Raw genomic sequence first — 16,502 nt, 5'->3', positions numbered from 1 at the left:
CACGATGATCAGCCGTCGGCCCTGAGCCGGAGGATCAGTGCCGCGATGACCACTCCGGCGCGGTAGCGGGCCGCCAGCTTGTCGAACCGGGTTGCCACGGCACGGAACTGCTTCAACCGCGCGAAGCACCGCTCGACGACTTTCCGCCCTCGGTCGGCGACCTGGAGCTGCGGGCGCTGCTCTTCAGCGTCGAGGTGACTGCGGCGCACATTCCGGACGCCCCTGCCACCGTGCTGGAAGCGGCCGGGAAGAACGCCTCGATGCTGGTGCTCGGCTCACGCGGGCTCAGCACGCTGCGGGGCTTCCTCGTCGGTTCGGTGAGCCAGGAGGTCCTCGGTCGAGCCGCCTGCCCTGTGGTACTCGTCCGGGCGACACTCCGGAGGATGAGCACCTGACGGCGGACTCCGGGCGCCACACGACCGACACCCCCTACCGCGAGGTCGCCCTCGGGCTGGACCTCCGGCACCGCTGCGAGGAGTTGCTCTCCTTCGCTTTCGAGGCCGCCGCACTGCGCGAGGCGCCGTTGCGGGTGGTGCATGCCTTCGGACTTCCGAACGGCGGCGGCGAGTACCTCGCGTTCGCGGCGTCGCCGGGCCTGGAGGAGCAGCTGACCGCCGAGGCGGGGCAGCGGCTCGCTGGACTGCTGGTGGTCGGCCGCCGCTCCCGCCGGGCACCGGCGGGGCCGCGTCTCGGACCGGTCGCCCACGCCGCGACCCACCACGCTCTGTGCCCGACGCGATGGTCCCCCACCGCCAGTGACGTGCCCGGCTGCGGTCAGGTGCGTTCGACCAGCAGCGCGGCACCGCCGCCGAGAGTGTCGAGCCTCGGGTAGTCGTCCTCGTCGATCCGGCAGCCCGCTCGCTCGGACAGGCGCTCCACCAGGTTCAGGAAGTCCAGCGAGTCGAGTTCGAGCGCCTCCCGGATGCTGCGGTCGGGGCCGATCGCGGCGAAGTCGGCGTCCGGGACGATCTCGCCGAGCACGTCCTCGATGAGGGCCAGGGCCTGGTCGTGGTTCACAGTTCCTCCGGTCTCTGCAGCAGCCGGTCGAGCGCCGCCAGGTAGCGGGCGCCGGTGGCGCCGTCGCTGGCGCGGTGGTCGGCGGAGAGGGTGGCGGTGACCACCGGGCGTACTCCGAGCATGCCGTCGGCGGCCCACGGGCGCTCGACCACCCTGCCGAGGCCGACCAGAGCGACCTGTGGCGGATAGATCACCCCGAACACCGCCTCCACACCCTGGTCGCCCAGGCTGGTCACGGTGATCGTGGGGTCCGTGGTTTCCGAGCCGCGCAGCCGCCCGGCCCGGGCCCGGGCGACCAGGTCGCGCAGCTTCGCCATGAGCGCGGGCACCGGCAGGTCGGCCGCGTCGTGGATGGCAGGGGCGACCAGTCCGCCGCCGCGCAGCGCGACCGCGACGCCGAGGTGGACGGCCGGAGCCGAGGTGAACCGGTCCTCGGCCCAGAAGCCGTTGAGCTGCGGTACCTCACGCGCGGCCACCGCCGCAGCCTTGAGCAGCAGTGCGGCGGGCACCAGCCGTTCGGGGACCGGCAGTCGGCGGTTGGTCTCCCGGAGCCAGCCGACCACCGCCGCGAGATCCACCGTCGTGGACAGGTAGTAATGGGGGATCTCCCGCTTCGACCGGGCCATCAGGTCGCCGATGGCGCGGCGCATCGCGTCTCGGCGGTCGGCTGTTCCTGCCGCGGCCGGTCGCGCCGCCTCCAGCACGGCCCGGACGTCGGCCACCCGGATCGCCCCGCCCTCACCGGTTCCGGTGACCGAGGCCAGGTCGATTCCCGCCTCCGCCGCCGCCCGTTTCGCCAGAGGCGTCGCCCGCGCCCGCCCCGCCGCCGGTCTTGCCCTGGCGGTTCTCCTGGCGACCCGTTCCGCGCTTGGCGGAGCTGCGCCGGAGCGCGTCGTGGCGGCCCGTCCCGGCTCAGCGGGCGCGGCGCCGCCGGCACCAGCTGGCCTGGTGACGGCGGGTTCGGCCTCTGGGCGCGTCTGAGGTGATGGCGGCTGTCCCGCTGGCAGCGGCTCAGTAGCGCGCGGCGGTTCGGACGGCAGCTCCGCCGAGACGTCGGCGCGGGTGATGCGACCGCCGGGGCCCGTTCCGTGGACGGCGGCGAGGTCCACGCTGCTCTCCTGCGCCAAGTGCCGCACCAGTGGGGAGGTTATCGGCGCGGGTTCCGGCTCCGCCGTCGCGATGACCGCCAGCGGTACCCCGACCGCCACCGTTGTCCCCGGCTCCACCAGCAGACGCTCGACCACTCCGCTGTCGAAGCACTCCACCTCGATCGCCGCCTTGGCGGTGTCGACGACCGCGACGATGTCGCCCTTGCTCACCTGATCGCCAGGGCGAACCAGCCACTCGACCAGCGTGCCCTCCGTCATGTCCGCCCCCAGCGACGGCATCCGGAACTCGGCCATCTCAACCGACCGCCCGACGTGCCGCCGTGACGATGTCCTCGGCCTGTGGCAGGGCCGCCGCCTCCAGCTGCCGGGCGTACGGCACCGGCACCTCGGCGCCGCACACCCGCTCCACGGGCGCGTCCAGCTCGTAGAAGGCCTGCTCGGCGATCCGCGCCGAGATCTCGGCCGACAGCCCCCCGGTCCGCCACCCCTCGTCGACCACCACTGCGCGGTGAGTGCGACCGACCGAACCGAGGACCGTGTCGTCGTCCAGCGGCCGGAGCGTGCGGAGGTCGACGACCTCCGCGTCGATGCCGTCGGCGGTGGCGAGCTGTTCGGCTGCCTCCAGGGCCTTGCCGAGTGAGCCGCCGTAGGTGATCAGGCTGACGTCCGCGCCGGGTCGGCGGATCGCGGCGCTGTCCAGGTCGACCGGTCCGGCATCGGGCGGCAATTCCCCCGAGACGTTGTACAGCGAGCCGTGCTCGAAGATGACCACCGGGTCAGGGTCGGCCAGCGCCGGCGCGAGCAGATACCGGGCGTCGGCCAGGGTCGCGGGTGCCAGGACCCGAATGCCAGGGATGTGGGCGTAGAAGCCCTCCAGGCTGTGCGAGTGCTGCGCGGCGAGCTGGCGGCCGGCACCGGTGGTCATCCGGATCACCAGCGGCACGGCGACCTGACCTCCGGACATGTGCAGCAGGGTGGCCGCGTTGTTCAGGATCTGGTCGAGCGCGAGCAGGCTGAAGTTGACGGTCATGATCTCGACGATCGGGCGCAGCCCGGCGATGGCCGCGCCGATCCCGGCGCCGACGAAGGCCGACTCGGACAGCGGGGTGTCACGGATGCGGTCCGGCCCGAAGTCGTCGAGCAAGCCGAGGCTGACGCCGAAGGCGCCGCCGTAGCGGCCGACGTCTTCGCCCATCAGGAAGACCCGGTCGTCCGCCGCCAGCGCCTCGCGCATCGCCTCCCGGAGGGCCTCGCGGTAGGTGACCGGTTCGGCAGCGGCCGGGGTCATGGCGTCTCCCCCGCCGGGCTGTGGACGAACCGCAGGAGCTCCTCGGGCGGTTCCAGGCCGCCCTTGCGGGCCTGCTCGACGGCCCGGTCGAGATCCTCGGCGACCTGTTTCTCGACCAGTTCCAGGCCTGCGTCGTCGAGGCCGTCCTCGGCGCGCATCCGGTCGACCAGCAGGCCGATCGGGTCGCGCTCCTTCCAGCGTTCGACCTCGGCCTTGTCCCGGTAGAGGTCCGGGTCGTACATGGAGTGGGCGCGGAAGCGGTAGGTGCGCAGTTCGAGGAAGTACGGACCGCCGCCCTCCCGCACAGCCTGCGCGGCGCGGCGGGCGGCGTGTTCGACGGCGAGCACGTCCATGCCGTCCACGGCCCAGGCGACCAGGCCGTAGGAGGCGGCGCGGGCGGCGAGGTCGATCTGGGCGTGCTCCCGGGCCAGCGGGGTGCCCATGGCGTACAGGTTGTTCTCGCAGACCAGCAGCAGCGGCAGGTCCCACAGCGCGGCAAGATTGGCGGTCTCGTGGAACTCGCCCTCGGCCATGGCGCCGTCCCCGAAGAAGCAGCACGCCAACCGCTCCTGGCCACGCATCCGGTCGGCCAGCGCCAACCCGGCCGCGACCGGCAGACCGCCGGCGACGATCCCGTGGCCGCCGTAGAAGCGGCGTTCCGTGTCGAACAGGTGCATCGAGCCACCCCGGCCCTGGCTGCACCCGGTGACTCGGCCGAGCATCTCGGCGAACACCGCCTCGGCGGGGATACCGCGGGCGAGCGCATGGCCGTGCTCGCGGTAGGTGGTGACCACGGCGTCTTCGGGAGTGAGCGCCTGGTGGACACCGACCGACACGGCCTCCTCGCCGATGCACAGGTGCACGAAGCCGCGGATCTCGCCCGCGCTGTAGAGCTCGACGCAGCGCTCCTCGAAGCGGCGGATGCGCAGCATCTCGCGCAGCAGGCCGAACCGGTGGTCGCCACGGGTGTCGGGCTTCGCCTTCGCGCGGCGCGGGTTGGCAGTCCGGGGCCCGGTGGTGCGGCGGGTCATCGTGCCTCCTCCAGGGTCGACAGGTCCCCTTCCGGCAGTCCGAGTTCGCGGGCGCGCAGCAGCCGTCGCATCACCTTGCCGCTGCGGGTCTTGGGCAGGTGCTGGTCGAAGGCGATCTCGCGGGGTGCGATGGCGGGCCCGAGCCGCCTCCGGGCGAAGGCGGTGATCTCCCGGGCCAGCGCGGTGTCCGGGTCGAAGCCGGGCTTGAGCGAGACGAAGGCCTTGACGACTTCGCCGACCACCGGATCGGGTCGGCCGATCACCCCGGCCTCGGCGACCGCCGGGTGCTCCATCAGCGTGCTCTCGACCTCGAACGGGCCGATGAGGTGCCCGGCGGACTTGATCACGTCATCGGCCCGGCCGACGAACCAGTAGTAGCCGTCCGCATCCCGTCGGGTGATGTCACCGGTGAGGTACCAGCCGTCGGCGAAGCAGGCCCGGTAGCGCTCCTCGGCGCCCAGGTATCCGCGGAACATCGACGGCCAGCCCGGTCGCATCGCCAGCTCCCCCTCGGCGTCCGGCTCCTCCAGCACCCGGACGCGGCCGTCCTCGACCAGGGCCCGTCCGCTCGGACCGCGTTCCAGCACCGCGGCTTCCACGCCGGGCAGCGGGCGGCCCATCGAGCCCGGCCGGATCTCCTCCCCCGCACAGTTGGCGATCATGATGCAGCCGGTCTCGGTCTGCCACCAGTTGTCGTGGACGGGCAGGCCCAGGATCTCCTCCCCCCAGCGCACCGCCTCGGGGTTGAGCGGTTCACCGACGCTGGCGATGAACCGCAGCGCCGACAGGTCGAAGGAGCGCGGCAGGTCTGGCGGGCGGCCGCGGGGGCTCGCCCGCATCAGCATCCGGATCGCCGTGGGCGCGGTGTACCAGACCGTCACCCGCTGCTCGGCGAGGATCCCGTACCAGCGGCGGGCCTCGTACTCCCCCGCGTCGACCACCATGGTCACGCCGTGTGTGAGCGGCGCGATGATCCCGTACGAGGTGCCAGTGACCCACCCCGGGTCCGCGGTGCACCAGAACACGTCGTCCGGGCGCAGGTCGAGGGCGGAAGCGGCGGTGGCGTGGTGGGCGACCACCGCCTCGTGCACGTGGATCGCGCCCTTCGGGGTGCCGGTGGTGCCACTGGTGAAGTGCAGCAGCGCCATGTCCTGCGGGTCGGTGTCCGGGATGCCGAACTCCTCCGAAGCCCTCGCCATCAGAGCGTCGAACGAGACGGTCCCGCCGGTCTCCTCGGGGTACGGGCCGACGATGAGCACCTGTTTCAGCCCCGGCAGGCCGTCACGTCGCCCGGCGACCTTGCGCCGGTACAACTCGTCGGTGGTCACCAGCACCCGCACGTCGCCGAGCCGCAGCCGCTCCTCCACCGGCGCCGGGCCGAAGGCCGGGAACAGCGGGCAGAACACCGAGGCGTTCTTCAACGTCCCCAGCACCGACACGTACAGCTCGGGGCAGCGGCCGAGCAGCGAGGCCACCCGCTCACCCCGGCCCACCCCGAGCGTGCGCAGCGCGTTCGCGAACCGGTTGCTGCGGCGGGCCAGTTCCGCGTAGGACAGGGTGGTGACCGTGCGGTCGGCCGCCACACACCTCAGCGCCGTCTTCCCGCCCCGCCCCGCCGCCACGTGCCGGTCCACCGCCTCATGCGCGATGTTCAGCCCCCGGCCCCCGGGCAGGCCGTCGAGCCGTTCCCGGGCCTGCCGCCATGAGAGGCCGCGCCGGTCCTGCGCACGGTCGGCCGCGAAGGCCGACGCATCACGCGTTCTGGGCGTGAGTCGATCGTCGTCCACGACGGCTCCCTTCCGACGGCGGTTCGCTCCGCCTCCAGCCTGCCGCTCGGCTCGTCGCGGTGCCCTGGGCCGAACGGGCCCCTCGGCGGGCCCGACCGGTCCCTGCCACCATCGTCGGCGGCCGGTCGGACAGCCGACCTGCTCCGGCCCTTTGCACACGCGACGTGGACATCCGTCTACTCGTCCGTTTCGGCGAGGATCATGCTCCCTGTCGTCGCTCCGCCGTCGACCACGAACTCGCAGCCCGTGGAGTAGGTGGCCTCGGTGGCCACGAACAGGACCATCCGGGCCACCTCCTCCGGCGCGCCGAAACGGGCGATCGGCTGACGCGCCGCGATGGACTCGTCCATGCCCTCGGTCATCGGCGTCCTGATCGGGCCCGGATGGACCGAGCACACGCGGACACCGTCGGCGGCCAGTTCCAGCGCGGCCGTCTTCGTCAGCCCGCGCAGGCCCCACTTGCTCGCCACGTAGGCGCCGAGATTGGCGTACCCCATCAGGCCGGCGGTCGAGGAGATGTTGATCACGACCCCGGCGCCCGCCCGGCGCAGCGAAGGGGCGAGCGCGCGCAGACCGAGCCACGCGCCGTAGAGGTTGACGTCGAGCACCCGGCGGAACGACTCCGGTGTCTGCTCCTCGATCGTGCCGAACTCCACCACGCCCGCGTTGTTGACCAGCAGGGACACCGGCCCGTAGGCGTCCTCGGTCCCGACGACGGCGGCGGCCCAGGCGTCCGGGCTGGTGACGTCCAGGTGCTGGTACCGCGTGTGGTTCCCGAGCTCGGCCGCCAGCGCCCGGCCCTCCTCGGCGAGGACGTCCGCGACCGCCACGGCAGCACCCTCCGCCACGAAGCTCCGCGCGACGGCGGCTCCGATTCCCCTCGCGCCGCCGGTGACGATCGCGGTACGCCCGCTCAGACGGTCCATGACGCTCTCCCGTCCTTTCCACCAAGACGCGCCGACCCACGCACGGCGCCCTTCCAGCCTGGACCGGCCGCACCCGTCCGGCACCCCGGAACCGGCCCACCCTGCCCGGCGGGCGGTGCCGGACCGGGCCCGTCGCCCCTGGTCTCGGGGCCGGTCGGCCCAGGCCCGGAACGGCGGGGCTGAGCCACTCTGGACACACCACCGGCGGGAGGAGCCCGTGCGCACCCTCACGCCATCGCGTCGACTGCCCGTCCCCAGGCGGGCAGAGGAAGCGGTCCGCCATGAGCGATCAGGCCCTCACCTTGGAGCAGCTGCAGCTACTGGCCGGTGCCGCCGGCGCGGCCCCCTCGATCCACAACAGCCAGCCGTGGCGTTTCCGCCCGACCCCCGACGCGGACGGGCTCATGGTCTACGGAGACCCGCAGCGCGCCGTGCGGCTCACCGACCCGTACGGCAGGGCCCTGCACGTCTCGGTGGGCGCCGCTGTGTTCAACCTGCGGGTAGCGGCCGGCCACCTGGGCCGCGACCCGCAGGTGCGGCTGCTTCCCGACCGGGCCGACCCGCACCTGCTCGCTGTGGCCAGCCTCTCCCGCCCCGCCCCGAGCCCCGATCCCTTCGGCCGGGACCTCTACCCGGCGATCCGCCGCCGGCACTCCAGCCGCCAGCCCTTCACCAACCGTGACGTGCCGGAGGCGGTACTCGGCGAGCTCATCACCGCATGCGTCGACGAAGGAGTCCTGCTGTCGCTCTTGGAGGAGGCCGGGGTGCGCCGGGTCCTCGCGATCACCGCCGAGGCCGAACAGCGCACCGCCGCCGACCTGGCCCGCATGGCCGAGACCCGCAGCTGGCTGCGCGTGGAGAAACCGGCGACCGACGGCATCCCGGCGGCCGCCCTGGGCCCCCTGGACCGCGACCTGCGGGTTCCGGTGCGTGACTTCTCCGGCGCACCGCTCCCGCCCCAGCGCTTCGAGGCACTGCCCCAGCTGGCGACGCTCAACACCCGCACCGATCAGCCGGAGGACTGGCTGCGCACCGGCCAGGCCTTGGAACGAATCTGGCTGCTCGCCACAGTCCACGGCCTACGAGCCTCCGTCCTGCATCAGGCGGTCGAGTGGCCCGACACCCGCTGGCACCTGCGCGACCCAGCCGAGGGGCCCAGCCACGTCCAACTGGTGATGCGCCTCGGCTACGGTCCGCCGGGGGTGCCGACACCCCGCCGCCCCGTCGAGGAGATCCTCGACCTCACCGACTACCAGGGCACCATCGGCTACGGCGAGTCCTCGTGTTGAATCACCGCTGCACACCCCGAGGAGGCTGAAGCCACCGATGACCAGCAGCAGGGCGAGGGAGATGTCGCCCTGTGCGGCGGAGTTGCCGATGGCCAGGCCCTCCGCCGGATGTGTAGGCCGATGCCCGCGCCCGACCAGGCCCGCGTGGCAGTTGAGGACCGGCCACCCCACCGGATCGCCGAACTCGGAGTAGGCGAGCCGGCGGCCGTCCACGAGAGTCACGAACCTTCCCGAACTCCTCCGTATCGCTCCTCTTCATGACACCCTGCAGCGATCCGATCTCCCCTCGGCGGGCGGCCGAGGCGGTGCCGGTCCTCCGGCGTCGTCCGGCTCGCCCGGGCCGCCGCGAGCTCGCGCAGCGGCCCTGGCGACCACATCAATAGCCGTTCACGCAGTAGGTGTCGGCGCCGGGTCTGATCAGGTTGGTGGTGTCGAGCTGCACCATCGGGCTCGGGTACTTCGGCGCGCCGAGCGGCGAACGCACGTTCTGCGGTGCCGCGTAAGGCGTAGTCCGAGACCTTCCCCATCAGCTGGTCGATCTCGGAGTAGTCGTTGTTGAAGAGGCCGCCCTCGCGGGCGTGCTCGAACTCAAGGAGTTCGGCTTCGCCCTGGCGGTCTCGGCCCTCCTCGACGCGACAATCGTCCGGCTGCTCCTCGTACCAGCCTTCATGAGGGTCGCGGGGAGCGCCAACTGGTGGGTGCCCGGATTCCTGGACCGGCGCCTGCCCCGGATCAGGCTGACCGAGTGGGGGATCAGCTTCGCTCTCCGCCCGGCGCTGCCGGGTCTGTCCAATGAACGGTTCGTTTTGCAGACCCCACCCTGGCGGTGCTCCCTCCACGTCACGGCGCAGCCCCTTCCGGCTGGCATGGTGGCGGCGGATAGCCGATGGTGGCGGTGGAGACGACACAACTCTCGGAGGCGTGTAATGAGCGAGGAAACCCTCCGCTCAGCTCGGATCGTCGTGGGAGTGGACGGTTCCCCGACGTCCAGGGCCGCACTGGCGTGGGCGGCCCGGCAGGCCGGGCTGACCGGCGGCAGCGTGGACGCTGTGATCGCCTGGCAGTACCCGGTCGGCTACGGGTGGCCCGCACCGGTCGTACCGTCCTTCGACTTCGCGGGCAACGCGCGCCAGGCGCTGGCCGAGGCCGTCGCGGCGGCCACAGCGGAGTCCCCGCAGGTCGAGATCCGGCAGCACGTCGTCCAGGGCCACCCCGCTGCGGCGCTCCTCGATGCCGCCGACGGCGCCCAGCTACTCGTCGTGGGCAACCGCGGGTACGGCGGATTCACCGAAGCCCTCCTCGGATCGGTCAGCCAGCACTGCGTCCATCACGCACGCTGCCCGGTCGTCGTCGTGCGCGCCGCCGAGCCCGAACTGCGGCCGGAGCCGTGACCGACCAGGCGATCGACTACCGGGCGGTGTTCCGCGCCCTGCCCGGCATGGTCGCCCTGCTCACCCTGGACCTGGTGTACGCCGACGCCAACGAGGACTTCCTCAGCCTGTCCGGACGTACCCGCGAGCAGCTCATCGGCCGGTACCTCTTCGATGTCTTCCCCGACAACCCGAACGACCCCACCGCCACTGGGGCCCGCAACCTGGGGGCGTCCCTGCGCCGGGTCGTGGCGTCCGGCGAGCGCGACACCATGGCCCTGCAGCGCTACGACGTCGAGTCGGTCACCCGGCCGGGCGAGTGGGAGGAGCGGTACTGGAGCCCGGTCAACGCCCCGGTCCTCGACAACGAGGGCCGCACGGTTCTGCTGGTCCACCGGGTCGAGGAGATCACCCAGCTCATCCGCGCCCACGGTCTGCCCGAGGGCAATCGCGCCCGTGTCCTGGAGGCTGAGCTCTACACCCGCGCCCGTGAGCTCCAGGAGGTCAACGATCGCCTGCGTGAGGCCCACGCCCGCGAACGCGAGGTCGCACTCGCGCTCCAGGAAGCCATGCTGCCCGCCCCCAGACCGCTTGAGCGCCACCACGCCGCCGTCCGCTACCGACCCGCCGTCGGCGCGCTCAACGTCTGCGGCGATTGGTACGACCTCGTCGAACTGCCGGACGACCGCGTCGCGGTCGCCGTCGGCGATGTCGTCGGCCACGGCCTGGTCGCCGCCGGCGTCATGGGCCAGCTCCGCAGCGCCCTCAGCGCCGCCTCCCGGGTCGCCACCGGCCCCGCCCAGGCCCTCGAAGTGCTCGGACTGTATGCCCGTTCCGTCGAGGGCGCCGAATCGACCACCGCCGCGACCGCCTTCATCGACTCCGGCTCCCGCACCATCACCTACAGCAGCGCCGGCCATCCCCCACCCGCCCTGCTGCGCTGCGACGGCACCGTCGAATTCCTCGACCAGGCCACCGACCCTCCGCTCGGCGCCCGTCCCGAGCACGAGACACGGCCCGAGGCCGTCACCCGATTCGCCCGGGGCGACATGCTCGCCCTCTACACCGACGGCCTGGTCGAACGCCGCAGCGAGGACATCGACACCGGCCTGGATCGACTCGCGCACGTCCTCACCACGCACCGCTCCGCGGGCCCCGACACCCTCGCCGATACCGTCCTCACTGAACTGCTCCCGCCCGGCGGCGCCACCGACGACACCGCACTCGTCGTCATCCGGCTCTGACGGCGGCTCCGACCTGCTGACGGGCCGGGGGCCGCTGCCGCGGGCGCGCGGGGCTGAGAGCGGACCCGCCGTCCGAAGCCTCTCGGAGGACACCATGAACGGTCTGATCACCGTCGGAGAGGTCGTCCTCGGGCTCGACCTCGACCACCGGTGCGACGCGGTGCCCCGCTTCGCGTTCGAGTCCGCTGCCCTTCGCACGGTGCCGTTGCGGGTGGTCCACGCCTGGCAGCCGCCGATGGGCAGCGACCTGGCCCCGGCGGTGACCGCGAGCCTCGGCAGGGTGGTGGCGACCGAGGCGATACAGCGCTTCACCGGCACGCTCGCCCCCTGGCGGGAGAAGTACCCGACGTGGAGGTGGTGGACTCCCTGCTCCGCGGCAGCACGGCCGCAACGCTCGTCGAGGCCGCGGGCCGGCCGGATCTCCTGGTCGTCGGCCGTCGCAACCGCACCGCGGTTCTCGGCACGCACCTGGGGCCGGTCGCCCAGGCAGCGGTCCACCACGTCCACAGCCCGCTCGCGGTGGTCCCCTACGGCTGACGCCCTCCGTCGATCGCCCTGCTCGCCTTCGCCTCCGCTCAGTGCGCCCTCTCCTCGCGGCCGGGCCGGCCAGGCGGCGCCGGCGACTTCCGTCACGAGGCAGGTCCGACTCGCCTGCCTCTGCGGGGCGCAGATGACCGTCCGCCAGTGGCGTCCCGTCTCCGTGGTAGTCGTCACCACCACGCTGTACCCGGACGTGCCGAGCTGCGCCGGCCTTGCGGAACGAAGGGAGGCAGCGCGGCCTGGCCGGCGTCCTTCCCGGGAGCAGCTCCTGCACATTTCCGGGTGCGGCCACCGTGACGGGTGCGGGTCGTGTGCCGGCGCATACGCAGAGGTGCCCCGCACGCGGGTACGTGCGGGGCGCCCGATCGTGTGCCGGGGGTCAGGCGGGGCGGATGTGCTCCGCCTGCGGGCCCTTCTGACCCTGCCCGACGTCGAAGGTCACCTTCTGGCCCTCCAGGAGTTCACGGAAGCCCTGGGCGTCGATGTTCGAGAAGTGGGCGAACACGTCGGGGCCGCCACCGTCCTGCTCGATGAAGCCGAAGCCCTTCTCGGCGTTGAACCACTTCACAGTGCCGGTAGCCATGCGCTTCTCCTTCGTGGGAACCGATCGGGGCCCACTGGTGCGGGCCCGGAGGTGATCGCCCTGGTCCGGAGAGGCGTTGAACAGCAAGAACGCCCACGGCATGTCACCGCGGGCGAGAACTTCGGAACCACGACTGCTTGATCAAAACGTTACACCGCAGGGGGCCCCGCAGTCAGGGAGCCGAACCGGAAACGAAACGGCTCGACTGTGGCGCCCGTACGCGCTTCGGTCGGGTCGAGCCGCCGGAGTCCGCGCACACAGGCGGACTCCCAAGTCCTGGCACGGCGGGGGACTACGTCTCACCCGCCGATCAGGTGGTCCGCACCCGCTGGCAGGTGGACACGTCGGCGCCGGTCGAAGAAGCCGCCGCGCGGCCAGATGCCCGCGCCAATGCCAATGCCGACCCGGTGAAAGTGGAACTCAGCGGCCGAGCCGATGCCGTCGTCAAGGTCGATGCGCTGATCCGCGCCCGTTTCCGCGCCGGACCGCCAGCGGGGATCTCGCAGGCTTTCGAGGTGTGGCCGGGGAGTCCGCCGCTCCTCACTGACCGGCCATGACCGAAGCGGCATGCGCCGCTCGTGCTCGGTGAGGCCATCGGACGCTCCGCCGTCCCTGTCGCCATCCCGTCGCTGACCGCGTCCCGCAGCAGTGTCGTGCGGGCAGGCGGAAACCTGCAAGGTGGGCTCCCTTCGCCGGCATTGTCCGGATCAGGTGGTGGAGGTCGCCTTCCGGTCTCACAGACCTTCCAGCCTCTCAGCCCGACCGCCGACAAACACCCCGTCGCGGAGCCTCCGCCCATCGCCCGGGGCCATCCGGTCGAACTCCCTCGCTCGCCCTGCAGGCCAACTCCCACGGTACTCTCGCCCCCACCCGGCACAAGGGCCGAACGGCCTCATCAGTGCCCCGGTGACCAGGCTGAAGGCGCCCGGGTGAATCCGCCTTGTCCCCGACTGCCCACTCGCGGTGGCCCCTGTGGCTGAGGTCCCGCCGTCCCTGCGCGAGTGGGCGGATCGGGACCGGGAGCGTCACCGCCGGCCCGTAGCGGAGGGCGACGGCCGACTCGGCAGCGCCCACGGAATGCGTCCGACCGCCACCTCGCCTTGGGCCGTGCGGCCCATGTTCCGACGTCGCGGCCCGGTTCACGCTGGAGGTGCGGGCTCCGGACGAAGTGGGTGGTTCCCGTGGCGAATCTGCGCCTGCGATCGTGCGGCACTACGAGCGCGGGGTGGTGTTCCGGTTGGGGCGGCTGCGCGGGGTGCGTGGCCCCGGGATCGGCTGAACGCGAGAAGCGCGCCAAGATCATCGCTGCCGAGGGTGAAGCCCTAGCGCAGGCCGCCTCGCCGAGGCCGCCGACGTCATCGCCGGCCATCCGATCGCCCTGCAGTTGCGGAACCTGCAGATCCTCGCCGAGATCGCCGCCGAGAAGAACTCCACCATCGTCTTCCCCGCCCAGTTCCTCGAGAGCGCCCGGGCGCTCACCCGCTTCGTCGACCAGGAGCGCCGGTCCGCGGCCACCGCACCGGCGGTCACCACGCCGACCCGCCCCTACAGCGGGCAGGTCCACAGACCCGACTGGCCGGTCCCCCAGGACGAAACCCATACCAATCCCCCGAAAGGACAGGTCTGGACATGAACGAGCAGACAACGAACGCACTGATGCGCACCAAGACGTGGACCCTGCGCCTGGACCTCTTCGAGGAAGGCGATCTCACTTGGGTGCACGCCGTCCTCGACACCGGTGACAACCGGCTCGAGAGCCGCACCGACGCCCGCCGCAACCCGCACGACCCCCCGGTGCCGGAGATCGGCGACGAGTACGCGGCCGGACGCGCACTGGTCGACCTCGGCAACCAGTTGCTCCGTGCCGGCACAACCGATGCCGACGCCAATGAGCCTCCGGTGCACGGCTGATCGCCACGGGAATGGTGTTCATGAAACGCGCAGGCGACGGGACTGCCGATCCCGGCCGAGCCCAACTCGGAGATATCGGCCGACGAGTGGCCCGGCGCAGGCAAATGCTCGGTCTCACTCGCAGGGACCTGGCCGACCGGGCGGGCACGGCGCCGGGGTACGTGGACTACGTGGAGTCGTCGTCCGGCGCCGTCGACACCGTGACTCTCATCCGCCTGGCTGCGGCACTCGGCACGTCCGCCGGAGAACTGCTGGGCGGCGAGCCGGAGGTGCCACCCAGCCGTGCCCCCTCGGCGGTACATCCCGTCTTGGCGGATCTTCCGGAGGAGGAGTGCTGGGCGAAGCTGGCGCCCGGCGGGATCGGCCGCATCGCTCTGTCGACCGGCAGCGGGCCCGTCGTGATGCCGGTCAACTATCGGCTCCACGACGGCACAGTGGTCTACCGCACCGGCATCGGGAGCACCCCCGCGAGCGCGGCAGGTCACCGGGTCGCCTTCGAAGTGGACCACACCGACGAGGCGAGACGTGGCGGATGGAGCGTCATGGTCTCGGGCCTGGCGGTGCGTGTCGACGATCCGGAGGCCGTCGAGCAGCTGCTGCGCCGGGGCGACCCGGACCCGTGGGCCGGGGGTGAACGCAACGTATGGATCGGCATCGTGCCTTCCGCCGTCACCGGCCGGACCATCAGTTCGCCATCAGCGACGCCGCCCGAGGGGCCCGAACATCGAGGAGTGGGAGATGACGACCAGAATCGGAGACCACATCATCATCGAGGGCACCCGCCCCGGGACAACGCGTCACGAGGGTGAGATCGTCACACTGCACCACGCAGACGGCGGCCCACCGTACGACGTCACTGGTCCTCGTGCGCGCCGTGCGCGGCCAGGACAGTGCAGCACTGCTCAGCACGCGGGGTGTCCGGCTGCGCACACCGCTGGGCGTCCACAGGTGAACGTCCTTCCAGGGCCTCGGTGAGCATCACCGCAGTCGCCTCCGGCCGATCCGTCAGCCGGTCATCGGCGACCAGGGCACGCACCGTCGCCTGGTCAGTCGCCGTGGACGGCCGCGCGGACAGCCGCACCGCAGGATCCGCATCACTGGCCACCATGCCGCTCCGCTTCCGAACACTCCACGCCAGGCATACACGCTTCCTGTCCCGAGCATCGGAAACGCTCGCCGAACACGCACCGCGCAACCCGTCAGAAACATCCGCGCACGGAAAGACTGATGTTGCATCAGTGGCAGACCGGCCTGAGAGTGCAAGTGCCCGTCTGTCACCGGTGCGTGGAAGGACAGGGCGAGGCTGGAATGATGCGGTGGGCCGCCGGTCCTCACCCGGCCGGTGCGTGTCCGGATGTCAGGCCGCCGGATGCGGGGCGGGGAGCAGGTGGCTGGTGAAGCACTGGGTGGCGGGGTACGCCACTACCTCCAGGGCGCCGGGTTCCTCGAACAGTTGGGTGCACCAGGGATAGGCCTGCGCCTGGCGGTTGGGGTCGATGACCACGTCGTCGTTTCCTCCGACGATCAGCAGGGTGGGTGCGATCACCGCCAGCAGGCGTGGGCCGGCGACATCGGGAGCCCCGGAATACGACCTCCCTGCCAGGGAGTCCGGTTCGGCGGCTGCCCAGCTGCTCCGGTGCTGGCGCCAAAGTAGCCGACCACCAGGTTGCGGGCTTGGTCCTGGTCGAGGAGCCAGTGGGTGGCGTCGGTCAGGCGGCGGGCGAGCGGGCAAGCCGGTGTCGAAGGCGTTCGCCCGGTCGTGCTCCTCCTCTGTGAGCAGGCGAAGAGCAGGGTGGCGAAGCCGACTCGGTTCAGGGCCCCGCGACGGGGCTGCCCGTTTTCCGTCGTGTGTGACGAGGTGACGCTGTGTCCGGTGAGCCGACGACAGCATTCATCGCCGCGCGTTCCCGCCAGGAGGTCGCGACCGGAGCCGCAGAACTCGCCCGGCACGCCGGCTCCCCGTCCGCGCAGCAGGAGGGAGGACTCGCCGCCTACCGGTGGGCCGCCCTCGACCCGGACGTCCCGGCTCCCGTGACCGGCCACACCAGCAACTACCCACCGGCCGACCGCGATCTCGCGGCGGAGGAGCGCGCGGCCATCAAGGCCTCCGCGACACGACGCGCCCCGCCCCGGAACGGGAACGCGCACTCGGCGCCGCCCGTGCCCTGGGCTGGATCCTCAGCTTCACCCCGTTCGGCCGCTGACCGTGAACGCTCCCGCCCGCCCCGTGCCCACCGACCCAGGCTACCTGCTGCGGCTACGGGGCCCCACCGGCGTACACGACCGGCGAACGGCTGGAACTCCTCGCCGCCGTCCACCGGAACGGCGGGATGCGTGGCCGTTCGCGGGCCGCCTATCGTGGAAAGAGACCGCGTATGCCCTCTGGACGGACTGGCCGGCTCAGCCT

17 protein-coding genes and 3 pseudogenes are annotated in these 16,502 nt (G+C 72.1%); 10 read left to right on the top strand and 10 right to left on the bottom strand.

Annotated features, from left to right (window positions below; all coding sequences use genetic code 11):
• Window positions 1-8: 8 nt before the first annotated feature.
• Window positions 9-152: pseudogene (locus ACZ7KX_RS02545) on the bottom strand (IS5/IS1182 family transposase); the annotation flags it as partial.
• A 42-nt stretch (window positions 153-194) separates the two neighbouring features.
• On the opposite strand from ACZ7KX_RS02545, the gene ACZ7KX_RS02540 reads away from it, so the two are divergent.
• Window positions 195-395, top strand: coding sequence for a universal stress protein (locus ACZ7KX_RS02540; RefSeq protein WP_470324896.1), 201 nt, complete (start codon window positions 195-197; stop codon window positions 393-395).
• A 379-nt stretch (window positions 396-774) separates the two neighbouring features.
• Here ACZ7KX_RS02540 and ACZ7KX_RS02535 read toward each other — a convergent pair whose 3' ends face one another.
• From ACZ7KX_RS02535 to ACZ7KX_RS02510, 6 genes are all read right to left on the bottom strand, one after another.
• On the bottom strand, window positions 775-1,017 hold the full coding sequence (locus ACZ7KX_RS02535; RefSeq protein ID WP_470324895.1) for an acyl carrier protein: 243 nt from the start codon (window positions 1,015-1,017) through the stop codon (window positions 775-777).
• Complete coding sequence (locus ACZ7KX_RS02530) at window positions 1,014-2,420, bottom strand: dihydrolipoamide acetyltransferase family protein (RefSeq protein ID WP_470324894.1); 1,407 nt, start codon at window positions 2,418-2,420, stop codon at window positions 1,014-1,016. Before ACZ7KX_RS02530 ends, ACZ7KX_RS02535 begins: the two co-directional genes overlap by 4 nt.
• Window position 2,421: 1 nt before the next feature.
• A complete protein-coding gene (locus tag ACZ7KX_RS02525; RefSeq protein WP_470324893.1) occupies window positions 2,422-3,414 on the bottom strand; it encodes an alpha-ketoacid dehydrogenase subunit beta in 993 nt (330 codons plus the stop codon).
• Window positions 3,411-4,445, bottom strand: a complete 1,035-nt coding sequence (pdhA, locus tag ACZ7KX_RS02520) for a pyruvate dehydrogenase (acetyl-transferring) E1 component subunit alpha (protein ID WP_470324892.1) — start codon at window positions 4,443-4,445, stop codon at window positions 3,411-3,413. The genes ACZ7KX_RS02525 and pdhA overlap by 4 nt, the downstream gene beginning before the upstream one ends.
• Complete coding sequence (acsA, locus tag ACZ7KX_RS02515; protein WP_470324891.1) at window positions 4,442-6,232, bottom strand: acetate--CoA ligase; 1,791 nt, start codon at window positions 6,230-6,232, stop codon at window positions 4,442-4,444. The genes pdhA and acsA overlap by 4 nt, the downstream gene beginning before the upstream one ends.
• A 176-nt stretch (window positions 6,233-6,408) precedes the next feature.
• Window positions 6,409-7,158 (bottom strand): SDR family NAD(P)-dependent oxidoreductase, encoded by a 750-nt coding sequence (locus ACZ7KX_RS02510; RefSeq protein WP_470324890.1) that lies wholly within the window; start codon window positions 7,156-7,158, stop codon window positions 6,409-6,411.
• A gap of 281 nt (window positions 7,159-7,439) precedes the next feature.
• Between ACZ7KX_RS02510 and ACZ7KX_RS02505 the strand changes: the two genes are divergently transcribed.
• The 4 genes from ACZ7KX_RS02505 to ACZ7KX_RS02490 all read left to right on the top strand — a co-directional run bounded on the left by ACZ7KX_RS02505 (window position 7,440) and on the right by ACZ7KX_RS02490 (window position 11,598).
• The gene (locus tag ACZ7KX_RS02505) at window positions 7,440-8,447 is read left to right on the top strand and encodes an Acg family FMN-binding oxidoreductase (RefSeq protein ID WP_470324889.1); all 1,008 of its coding nucleotides are present in this window, start codon (window positions 7,440-7,442) and stop codon (window positions 8,445-8,447) included.
• 926 nt (window positions 8,448-9,373) lie between these two features.
• Complete coding sequence (locus ACZ7KX_RS02500) at window positions 9,374-9,838, top strand: universal stress protein (RefSeq protein ID WP_470324888.1); 465 nt, start codon at window positions 9,374-9,376, stop codon at window positions 9,836-9,838.
• Complete coding sequence (locus ACZ7KX_RS02495; protein ID WP_470324887.1) at window positions 9,835-11,061, top strand: PP2C family protein-serine/threonine phosphatase; 1,227 nt, start codon at window positions 9,835-9,837, stop codon at window positions 11,059-11,061. The genes ACZ7KX_RS02500 and ACZ7KX_RS02495 overlap by 4 nt, the downstream gene beginning before the upstream one ends.
• 150 nt (window positions 11,062-11,211) lie before the next feature.
• Window positions 11,212-11,598: a universal stress protein gene (locus tag ACZ7KX_RS02490; protein WP_470324886.1), complete on the top strand. Its 387-nt coding sequence runs from the start codon at window positions 11,212-11,214 to the stop codon at window positions 11,596-11,598.
• A 382-nt stretch (window positions 11,599-11,980) separates the two neighbouring features.
• Here ACZ7KX_RS02490 and ACZ7KX_RS02485 read toward each other — a convergent pair whose 3' ends face one another.
• On the bottom strand, window positions 11,981-12,184 hold the full coding sequence (locus ACZ7KX_RS02485; RefSeq protein WP_470324885.1) for a cold-shock protein: 204 nt from the start codon (window positions 12,182-12,184) through the stop codon (window positions 11,981-11,983).
• A gap of 314 nt (window positions 12,185-12,498) precedes the next feature.
• Between ACZ7KX_RS02485 and ACZ7KX_RS02480 the strand changes: the two genes are divergently transcribed.
• From ACZ7KX_RS02480 to ACZ7KX_RS02460, 5 genes and pseudogenes are all read left to right on the top strand, one after another.
• Window positions 12,499-12,741 (top strand): hypothetical protein, encoded by a 243-nt coding sequence (locus ACZ7KX_RS02480; RefSeq protein ID WP_470324884.1) that lies wholly within the window; start codon window positions 12,499-12,501, stop codon window positions 12,739-12,741.
• Between the two features lie 827 nt (window positions 12,742-13,568).
• Window positions 13,569-13,817, top strand: a complete 249-nt coding sequence (locus ACZ7KX_RS02475; RefSeq protein WP_470324883.1) for a hypothetical protein — start codon at window positions 13,569-13,571, stop codon at window positions 13,815-13,817.
• Complete coding sequence (locus ACZ7KX_RS02470; protein ID WP_470324882.1) at window positions 13,814-14,095, top strand: DUF1876 domain-containing protein; 282 nt, start codon at window positions 13,814-13,816, stop codon at window positions 14,093-14,095. Before ACZ7KX_RS02475 ends, ACZ7KX_RS02470 begins: the two co-directional genes overlap by 4 nt.
• Window positions 14,096-14,106: 11 nt before the next feature.
• Window positions 14,107-14,763 (top strand): annotated as a pseudogene (locus ACZ7KX_RS02465) (helix-turn-helix domain-containing protein); the annotation flags it as partial.
• Window positions 14,764-14,833: 70 nt separating this feature from the next.
• Window positions 14,834-14,896: pseudogene (locus ACZ7KX_RS02460) on the top strand (hypothetical protein); the annotation flags it as partial.
• Between the two features lie 52 nt (window positions 14,897-14,948).
• On the opposite strand, the gene ACZ7KX_RS02455 reads toward ACZ7KX_RS02460, so the two are convergent.
• Together ACZ7KX_RS02455 and ACZ7KX_RS02450 are read right to left on the bottom strand one after the other, a co-directional pair.
• Window positions 14,949-15,203, bottom strand: a complete 255-nt coding sequence (locus ACZ7KX_RS02455; RefSeq protein WP_470325103.1) for a hypothetical protein — start codon at window positions 15,201-15,203, stop codon at window positions 14,949-14,951.
• A gap of 249 nt (window positions 15,204-15,452) precedes the next feature.
• Entirely contained in the window at window positions 15,453-15,641 is a 189-nt protein-coding gene (locus ACZ7KX_RS02450; RefSeq protein ID WP_470324881.1) for a hypothetical protein, read from the bottom strand.
• Between the last annotated feature and the right edge of the window lie 861 nt (window positions 15,642-16,502).

The sequence above is a fragment of the Kitasatospora sp. NPDC038210 genome, from assembly GCF_055600605.1.
Note: the sequence above shows the minus strand (reverse complement) of the source record. Positions and strands in the feature narration are given on the sequence as shown.